The organism is Desulfocurvus sp. (assembly GCF_023230885.1).
Taxonomy (GTDB): Bacteria; Desulfobacterota; Desulfovibrionia; order Desulfovibrionales; family Desulfovibrionaceae; genus Desulfocurvus.
Map to the genome: position 1 here is coordinate 1 of NZ_JALNWM010000137.1, position 9,012 is coordinate 9,012.

The 9,012-nt window shown below is 72.8% G+C and carries 11 protein-coding genes; all 11 read left to right on the forward strand.

Annotated features, from left to right (window positions below):
* Window positions 1-841, forward strand: an 841-nt coding sequence (locus M0P34_RS10475; protein ID WP_291498863.1) for a Yip1 family protein, incomplete at its 5' end; no start/stop codon positions are given.
* Between the two features lie 12 nt (window positions 842-853).
* A complete protein-coding gene (locus M0P34_RS10480; RefSeq protein ID WP_291498864.1) occupies window positions 854-1,195 on the forward strand; it encodes a hypothetical protein in 342 nt (113 codons plus the stop codon).
* Between the two features lie 102 nt (window positions 1,196-1,297).
* Entirely contained in the window at window positions 1,298-1,972 is a 675-nt protein-coding gene (locus M0P34_RS10485; RefSeq protein ID WP_291498865.1) for a hypothetical protein, read from the forward strand.
* 112 nt (window positions 1,973-2,084) lie between these two features.
* A complete protein-coding gene (locus M0P34_RS10490; RefSeq protein WP_291498866.1) occupies window positions 2,085-2,747 on the forward strand; it encodes a 4Fe-4S dicluster domain-containing protein in 663 nt (220 codons plus the stop codon).
* Complete coding sequence (locus M0P34_RS10495; protein WP_291498867.1) at window positions 2,747-4,078, forward strand: 4Fe-4S dicluster domain-containing protein; 1,332 nt, start codon at window positions 2,747-2,749, stop codon at window positions 4,076-4,078. The genes M0P34_RS10490 and M0P34_RS10495 overlap by 1 nt, the downstream gene beginning before the upstream one ends.
* A gap of 217 nt (window positions 4,079-4,295) precedes the next feature.
* A complete protein-coding gene (ahbC, locus tag M0P34_RS10500) occupies window positions 4,296-5,477 on the forward strand; it encodes a 12,18-didecarboxysiroheme deacetylase (RefSeq protein WP_291498868.1) in 1,182 nt (393 codons plus the stop codon).
* Window positions 5,478-5,485: 8 nt separating this feature from the next.
* The gene (locus tag M0P34_RS10505; RefSeq protein WP_291498869.1) at window positions 5,486-5,695 is read left to right on the forward strand and encodes a hypothetical protein; all 210 of its coding nucleotides are present in this window, start codon (window positions 5,486-5,488) and stop codon (window positions 5,693-5,695) included.
* A 62-nt stretch (window positions 5,696-5,757) separates the two neighbouring features.
* Window positions 5,758-6,771 carry a porphobilinogen synthase gene (gene hemB, locus M0P34_RS10510; RefSeq protein WP_291498870.1) on the forward strand — a complete coding sequence of 338 codons (1,014 nt, stop codon included), beginning with the start codon at window positions 5,758-5,760 and terminating at the stop codon, window positions 6,769-6,771.
* Window positions 6,768-7,997, forward strand: a complete 1,230-nt coding sequence (gene ahbD / locus M0P34_RS10515; protein ID WP_291498871.1) for a heme b synthase — start codon at window positions 6,768-6,770, stop codon at window positions 7,995-7,997. The genes hemB and ahbD overlap by 4 nt, the downstream gene beginning before the upstream one ends.
* Window positions 7,997-8,461, forward strand: coding sequence for an AsnC family transcriptional regulator (locus M0P34_RS10520; RefSeq protein WP_291498872.1), 465 nt, complete (start codon window positions 7,997-7,999; stop codon window positions 8,459-8,461). The genes ahbD and M0P34_RS10520 overlap by 1 nt, the downstream gene beginning before the upstream one ends.
* Window position 8,462: 1 nt before the next feature.
* Window positions 8,463-9,012 (forward strand): ribulose-phosphate 3-epimerase (rpe, locus tag M0P34_RS10525; protein WP_291498873.1); only part of this gene is annotated, 550 nt, incomplete at its 3' end.

The following is a 9,012-nucleotide window of genomic DNA, read 5'->3' on the forward strand; positions in this document are numbered from 1 at the left end:
CCCCGGCAACGACCCCGAGCCCGGAGCGGACCCCCGCCCCGTGCGCAACATCGGCCTGCTCCGGGACGACCCGGCCCCGGGCGACCAGGACGCCCCCGCGAGCCAGGGCCGCCGGGACGGGGACATCTGGGACCGCCTGGAAGACCTGGGCGACAGCCACCCGGGCCGCGAGGAGCGCGACCCCGACGGGCCGCAGCCCCAGGGGCACCCCGTGGTGGACGTGCCCTTCGAACGCCTGGACCGCTTCGGCTTCTTCGGCGGGCTGTGGGAAACCTGCAAGCGCACCGCCACCGCGCCGCGCCTGTTCTTCGAAACCATGCCCGTGGACCGGGGCTACGGCAGGCCCGCGGTCTTCTATGTGCTGCTGAACATCGTGGCCGTGATGCTCCAGCTGGCCGTGGAATTCGCCATGCACGGCGTCCAGGCGCCCGCAGGGGCCGACCTGCCCGCCGAGGTCCAGGGGCTGACCGCCGGGGCGGCGGTGGGCGCCTCGTACCTGTTCGTCCTCGCCGCAGGGCCGCTGCTCCTGAGCTTCTTCCTCTTCGGCATCTCGGCGGTGCTGCACCTGCTGCTGACCCTGATGCAGGGCGTGTCCGGCGGGCTCCAGGCCACGGTGCGCGCGGTGGCGTACACGGCCCTGCCCTCGCTGTGCATGGCCGTGCCCGTGGCCGGGATGTACGTCGGCTCGGCCTGGAGCATCGTGATGCTGGTCTATGCCCTGCGCGGGGTGCACAAGACATCCTTCGCCAAGGCCGCCCTGGCCGTGGGGCTGTACACCCTGGGGGCCCTGGCCCTGGTCGTGGCTGCCCTCCAGGGCATGCCCCAGGGCGCCGGGCTGTAGCGGAGGGCCGTCATGGGGCTGCTGACCAGGCTCAGGGAACGCTGGCGCCAGTGGAGCGAGGCCCGCAGGCTGGCCCGCGACATCGACCCCGCCGTGTTCCTGGCCATGGCCGGGGAGCTGCGCGAGATCGCCCTCGCGGCGTCAAAACTCTGGCAGGACGATCCCTCGTTCTCGGCCCGGGCCCGGCGCATCCTCGAAGAGATGGACCAGCTCGAACGCATCGCCCAGCGCCCGGAGTTCCGGCGCCTGTCGCCCCAAAAGCGGCTGGAGCTGCGCAGGAGCCTGATCCTGTCGCGCGACCAGCTCCTGGAGACCATGCAGGCCTCGCCGCCGCCGACCACCACCATCCAGTGACCGCCCCGGGCGGTACGCATCTTGCTATCCTCCCGGCGCCGGGGGCATCCCGGCGCCGGAGCGCCCGCGCGCCCGGCAACGCCAGCCTCCCCGAGGTTCCGCATGTCCGCACGTCCGGCCCTGCTCGTTTCGGCCTGCCTGCTTGCCGCCCTGCTCCTGGGCGGCTGCGCCCTGGAGGGCGATTTCGCCAACCCGCCCGTGCTCCATGTGGACGAGATGGTCACCCGCGCGTGGCAGCCGGAAATCTACGTCGAGCCCCAGAATCCGCCCATGCGCCCGCTGCGGGCGGTGTTCTTCCCCCTGCGCCTGCGCGTGCAGATGGCCAACGGCCAGGCCCACGCCGAGGAGATGTCGCGCGTGTTCTGGCAGACCTGGCTGCGCGAGCGCGTGTTCCCCGGGCTGGCCTTCGCCCAGGGCGAGACCTGGCGCGGCCCGCAGCAGGCCATGCTCCTCGCCGACGGCTCGGCGGACCTCGTGGTCGGCGGCGAGATCACCCACGTCATGTTCGGCGGCTCGTCGGGCACGACCCAGGTTTCCGTGCGCCTGGAAATCTACGACGCGGCGGCGGGCACCCTGCTGTGGTCCATGGCCCACGCCGGGGAGATGCGCAACGCCCAGACCCGCGACTTCATCCTGCTGACCAAGAAGTCCCGCCTGCCCGCCGAGCCGGTGCAGGCCATCATGACCGCCCTGGCCGAGGACATGGCCGCCCCTGTGGCCGCCTGGAACAACGGCCAGCCCGAGCAGGGCGAGGACGCGCCCTCGGCCCTGGAATAGCCCGGCGCAACGGATCCGGGGCGCGCCCGCCGCACCCCGGAATCCTTCCCTTTTCCCGCCCGATTTGACCCCGGTCAAAGCCGCCCCGGCCCCGCCCGGGCACAGTGGCGCCATGAGCAGCCCCTCCCCCCGCACCCTGCGCCTGGACGGCCCGGGCTTCCGCGTCACCGCCTGCCGCGGGGCGCAGGATTGCCCCCGCCGCGTCCTGGATGCGCCCGGCCTGCCCCGGGCCCTGGCCGCCGCCCTGGAGGCCCTGGCCCCCGGGGCCGCCCCCGCCCCGGCCCATGCCCACACCCTGCTGCGCGTGGCCGTGGCCTACTGCCCCAACGCCTGTTCCCAGCCCCAGATCGCCGACGTGGGCGCCATCGGCGCGGCCACGCCCGCCGCGGACCCCGCCGCCTGCGTGGCCTGCGGAGCCTGTGCCGCCGCCTGCCGCGAAAGCGCCGTGGACCTGGACGGCCTGGGCGCCATTCGGGGCATCGACGCCACGCGCTGCCTGGGCTGCGGGGACTGCGCCGCCGTCTGCCCGGCCCAGGCCATTGCCACCGCCCGACGCGGCTTCCGGGTCCTGGCGGGCGGCAAGCTGGGGCGCCACCCGCGCCTGGCCGACGAGCTGCCCGGCCTGTGCGCCCCCGAGGCCCTGCCCGCCCGGGCCTCGGCCATTCTGGCCGCCTGCCTGGCCGCGCGCCACGGGCACGAGCGCCCCGGCGACGTGGTGGCCCGCCTGGGAGCCGCCGCCCTGGCCGGGGACGCCCGCGCCCCGGGGCGGGACTGATGGCCGCCCCGGCCCTGGCGGCCAGCCTGCTTCCGGCGGCGCTCTCCCTGTGGCTGCTGGGGGCCCACGCCCTGCGCGCCGGGGACTGGGGCCAGGCCCTGGCCTGGGGTCTGGCGCCGCTGCTCCTGGCCCTGCCCCACGGCTGGACTCGCCGGGCCGCCCAGCTGGCCCTGGCCTGGGCCGTGCTGGTCTGGGCCCGCGCGGGGGGCGAGCTGATCCAGATGCGCGCCGCCCTGGACCAGCCCTGGGCCCGGCTGGCCCTGATCCTGGGCGCGGTGATGCTCCTGGCCGTGGCGGGCCTGGCCCTGCTGGAGCGCGGCCCGGCCGCCCGGCGCCACGGCGCCGACCCCGCCCCCCACTGGCCGCCCGCCCTGGCCCTGGCGCTCACCGTGGCCCTGCTGGCCGCCTGCCGGGCCACGGTGCCCTTCCCCATCCTGCTGCCCGACCGTTTCTGGCCCGGCTCGGGCTGGCTCCTGGTGCTGGCCCTGGGGGCCTACGCCGCATGGCTCACGCGCGCCCTCCTGGCCCCGGGCGGCGGGGCCGGGCGCTGGGGGCGGCTGCGCCTGCGGGCCTGGGGCCTGTTCTCGGCGCTGTTCTTCGCCCAGCTCCTGCTGGGGCTGGCCGGGGCCGAACGCCTGCTCATGACCGGCGAAACACACCTGCCCGTGCCCGCGCTCATCGCCGCCGGGCCCGTGTTCCGGGGCCAGGGCCTGTTCATGGCCGGGCTGTTCCTGGCCACGGTGGCCGTGGTCGGCCCGGCGTGGTGCAGCTGGCTGTGCTACATCGGCGCATGGGACGGCGCGGCGGCGGCCCGGGCCCGGACGCCCAGACCCCTGCCGCCCTGGCGCGGGCCGGTGCGCGCGGCCCTGGCGGCGCTGGTGCTGCTGGCGGCCTGGGGTCTGCGCGCGGCCGGGGCGCCCGTGGCCCTGGCCGGGGGGCTGGCCGCGGCCTTCGGGCTGGCGGGGGTGGCGCTGATGCTCGCCGCCAGCCGCCGCCGGGGGCTCATGGTCCACTGCACGGCCTTTTGCCCCCTGGGTCTGGCCGCCACCCTCCTGGGGCGGCTGCATCCCCTGCGGGTGCGTGTGGGCCCGGGCTGCACGGACTGCGGGGCCTGCCTGCGCGCCTGCCGCTACGGCGCCCTGAGCCCCGAGCGCCTGGCCCTGGGCCGCCCCGGGGGCACCTGCACCCTGTGCGGAGACTGCGTGGCCCGCTGCCCCCACGCGGCCCTGGGCTACCGCTTTCCGGGGCTGTCCCCGGCGCGCTCCCGGGCGCTGTTCGCCGTGCTGGCGGTCAGCGCCCATGCGGCGTTCCTGGGCGTGGCGCGCATCTGAGGGCCGGGCGCCCGCGCCCCGGGTGCCCCTCCCGCCGCAGGCGCCGCGGTTGCCATCGTCCGCCGGATGATTACGGTTATCAACGCTTCCCGCGGGCCTGTCCCTTTGACTCCATGGCCCAGGCGGTCTATGGTGCTGGTCCGCCTGTGCGGCGGTCCAAGCAATCCCGGCCGGACGGCGCGCGCCCGGTGCGCCCCCGCCACACGGAGGTTTTTTCATGATCGGCATTTCCAAGCTCTATTGCGGCGCGGTGGAGGCGTCCGACGCCCTGCGCTACGGGCGGGACTCCAAGACCCTGCCCTCCCACCTGCTGCAATTCTCCAAGGACAAGAAGCCCGTGGTCGTGTGGAACATGACCCGGCGCTGCAACCTCAAATGCGTGCACTGCTACGCCCAGGCCGTGGACCCCGACGGCAAGGACGAGATCAGCACCGAGCAGGCCAAGGGCATCATCAAGGACCTGGCCGACTACGGCGCGCCGGTGATGCTCTTCTCCGGCGGCGAGCCCCTGGTGCGCCAGGACCTGCCCGAACTGGCCAGCTTCGCCACGGCCAACGGGATGCGCGCGGTCATCTCCACCAACGGCACGCTGATCACCAAGGAGAAGGCCCGCGAGCTCAAGCAGATCGGCCTGTCCTATGTGGGCATCTCCCTGGACGGCGGCGAGGAGATTCACGACAAGTTCCGCAAGGTGCCCGGCTCCTTCCGGCGCGCCCTGCAGGGCGTGGAGAACTGCCAGGCCGAGGGGCTCAAGGTCGGGCTGCGCTTCACCATCAACAAGCGCAACCAGGGCGAGATCCCGACCCTGTTCCAGATCATCGAGGAGCTTGAGGTTCCGCGCATCTGCTTCTACCATCTGGTCTACTCCGGGCGCGGCTCGGAGCTGATCAAGGAGGACCTGGACCACGCCGAAACCCGCGAGGCCGTCCACCTGATCATGGACAAGACCCGCGAGCTGTTCGACAAGGGCAAGCCCAAGGAGGTCCTGACCGTGGACAACCACGCCGACGGCCCCCTGGTCTACCTGCGGCTGCAAAAGGAAGACCCCGCGCGCGCCGCCGAGGTCAAACGCCTGCTGGACTTCAACGAAGGCAACAACTCCGGGCGCGGCATCGGCTGCATCTCGTGGGACGGGCAGGTCCACGCCGACCAGTTCTGGCGCAACCACACCTTCGGCAACGTGCTCACCCGCCCGTTCTCCGAAATCTGGGACGACCCGTCCATCGAGCTGCTGCACAAGCTGAAGGACAAGAAGAAACACGTCGGAGGGAGGTGCGCCACATGCCGATACCTCGCCATCTGCGGCGGAAATTTCAGGGCCCGGGCGGAAGCCTACTACGGGGACATCTGGGCTCAGGATCCCGCCTGCTATTTGACGGACGAAGAGATCAGGGCCTGAGGCTGTCCATGTTCGGCTACGCCCGCGCGCGCGCGTGCGCGGGCTTCCGGCTGGTGCAGGCCGCCAGCACCCGGCGCGACGAGTACTTCGGCGACCAGGGCGAGGGCCTGACCCGCGAGATCGTCTTCAGCCCCGAGCGCCTGGCCGAGGCCGAGGCCCGCAAGGAGGCCGCCCGCGACGCCGAGCGCGCCAAGGCCGGCCGCATGCGGCCCTGCTAGTTGAGACCCCACGCGCCGGGGCGCCCTCCGGGTGCCCCGGCGCCTGCCCAAGGAGCCATCCCATGGACCAGCCCTGCTTCTTCCGGGGCCGCCGCCTGCGCAAGACCCCGACCCTGCGCGACATCTTCCGCGAGCATCACGTCCGCCCCGAGGACCTGATGATGCCCTACTTCGTGGTCGACACCGACGACCCCGCCCTGCGCAAGCCCATCTCGGCCATGCCCGGCCAGTTCCAGCTCTCCCTGGACGAACTGGACCGCCAGGTGACCCGGGCCGTGGCTCTGGGCCTGCGCTCGTGCATCCTGTTCGGCCTGCCCAGGGCCAAGGACGCCCGGGGCAGCGGCGCCTACGACCCCGACGGCATCGTCCAGCGCGCCATCCGCCGCCTGAAGGAACGCCACCCCGACCTGCTGGTGGCCACCGACGTATGCCTTTGCGAATATACCGACCACGGGCACTGCGGCCTCCTGCGCCAGGACGACGGCTCCGGCGAGGTCTGCAACGACCCGACCCTGAGCCTGCTGGCCAGGGCCGCCGTGTCCCACGCGGCCGCAGGGGCCGACATGGTCGCCCCCTCGGACATGATGGACGGCCGGGTGGGCGAAATCCGCCAGGCCCTGGACGAGGCCGGGTTCACCCAGGTGCCCATCATGTCCTACGCGGTGAAATACGCCTCGGCCTTCTACGGGCCCTTCCGCGAGGCCGCCGAGAGCGCGCCCCGGTTCGGCGACCGCCGCTCCTACCAGATGGACCCGCCCAACGCCCGCGAGGGCCTGCGCGAGGCCCAGGCCGACATCGACGAGGGCGCCGACGTGATCATGGTCAAGCCCGGCATGCCCTACCTGGACATGATCACCCGCCTGCGCGAGGCCTTCGACCTGCCCGTGGCGGCCTATCAGGTCAGCGGCGAATACTCCATGATCAAGGCCGCCGCCGCCAACGGCTGGATCGACGAGACCGCCGTGATGCTCGAAAGCCTGACGGCCTTCAAGCGCGCCGGGGCCGAGCTGATCCTGACCTACTTCACCGAGGACTTCCTGCGCCTGCGCGCCGGGGAGCAGGGGGGAAACGCATGAGCGCGGCCCAGCACCCCGGGCGGCCGGGGCATCCGGGCGGGCACGGCGGCGGGCATCCCGGCGCCCACCCCCACGGCGCGGCCCACGCGCCCAAGGGCCACCCCGGCGCCCACCCCATGGCCCCCGGCGGCCACCCCCACGACGCCCGCCAGGCCGACGGCACCCCGCCCCTGCGGCTCATCGCCTGGGAGATCACCCGCTCGTGCAACCTGGCCTGCAAGCACTGCCGCGCCGAGGCCCACGAGGAGCCCTATCCTGGCGAATTCTCGACGGAAGAGGCCAAGGCCCTCATCGACGACTTCCGCAAGGCCGGGGACCCCATCCTGATCTTCACCGGCGGCGAGCCCATGATGCGCAAGGACTGGCCCGAGCTGGTGCGCTACGCCACCAGCCTTGGCCTGCGCTGCGTCATGTCGCCCAACGGCACGCTGATCACCGCCCAGAGCGCGCAGACCATGGTCGAGGCGGGCGTGCAGCGCGTGTCCATCTCCATCGACGGGCCCGACGCCGCCTCCCACGACACCTTCCGGGGCGTGCCCGGGGCCTTCGCGGCCTCCATGCGCGGCATCGAGCACCTCAAGGCCGCCGGGCTGGAATTCCAGATCAACACCACGGTCACGCGCGGCAACCTGGGGATGTTCAAGGACATCTTCAAACTCTGCGAGGAGCTCGGCGCCGCCGCGTGGCACATCTTCCTGCTCGTGCCCACCGGGCGCGGGGCCCAGCTCGGCGCCGAGGTCATCAGCGCCGCCGAGTACGAAGACGTGCTCAACTGGTTCTACGACTTCCAGAAAACCACGGCCATGCAGCTCAAGGCCACCTGCGCCCCGCACTACCACCGCATCCTGCGCCAGCGCGCCAGGGCCGAGGGCATCCCCGTGACCTTCGAGAACTTCGGGCTCGACGCCGTGTCGCGCGGGTGCCTGGGCGGGGTGGGCTTCTGCTTCGTGTCGCACACCGGCCAGGTCCAGCCCTGCGGCTACCTGGTGCTCGACTGCGGCAACGTGCGCGAGACGCCCTTCCCGGAAATCTGGAAGAACTCAAAAATATTCAACCAGTTCCGCGATCAGGACGAGTTCACGGGCAAATGCGGGGTCTGCGAGTACCACAAGGTCTGCGCCGGCTGCCGGGCCCGGGCCTACACCATGTCCGGCGACCACATGGCCGAGGAGCCGCTGTGCTCCCACGTTCCGGCCCGGGCGCGCCGCGAGGGGGAGAAGTCGTGATGGACGCCATCGACCGCAGAATCCTGGACGTGATCCAGTCCGGCTTCCCCTTGGCCGCGCGGCCCTACGCCGAGCTTGGCCGCGACCTGGGGCTCACCGAGGCCGAGGTCCTGGCCCGGGTGCGCGCCCTCAAGGAGTCCGGCGTCATCCGGCGCATCGGGGCCAATTTCCAGTCCGCGCACCTGGGCTGGCACTCCACCCTGTGCGCGGCCAAGGTGCCGCCCGAGGGGCTGGACGATTTCGTGGCCACGGTCAACGCCCACCCGGGCGTGACCCACAACTACCTGCGCGACCACGAGTTCAACGTCTGGTTCGCCTTCATCGGCGAAGACCCCGAAACCGTGCAGCGGGCCCTGGCGGACATCAGCGCCGCCACGGGGGTGGACGTGCTCTACCTGCCCGCCACCCGGCTCTTCAAGATCAAGGTCGACTTCGCCATGCAGGGCGCTGGCGGGGAGCAGTAGCATGGGCCGCCCCTTCCTGCTCTCGCCGTCCCTGCTGTCCTGCGACTACGGGCGCCTGGCCGGGGAACTGGCCGACCTGGAGGCCGCCGGGCTCAAATGGGTCCACTGGGACGTGATGGACGGCGCCTTCGTGCCCAACATCACCCTGGGCGCGCCCATCATCGGCGCCCTGCGCGGGCGCAGCTCGCTGTTCTTCGACGTGCACCTGATGGTCGAGGAGCCCGCGCGCTATGTGGCCGACTTCGCCCGCGCCGGGGCGGACCTCATCTGCGTCCACGCCGAGGCCACCCGCCACCTGGAGCGCACCTGCGCCGCCGTGGCCGAGCTGGGCAAGCAGGTGGGCGTGGCCCTCAACCCCGCCACCCCTGTGGACGCCGTGCGCTACCTGCTGCCGCAGCTGGACATGGTCCTGGTCATGAGCGTGAACCCCGGCTTCGGCGGGCAGTCGTTCATCCCCTTCTCCGTGGACAAGATCCGCGAGCTGGCCGCCCTGCGCGAGCGGCTGAACCCGCGCTGCCTGATCCAGGTGGACGGCGGCTGCACCCCCGAGA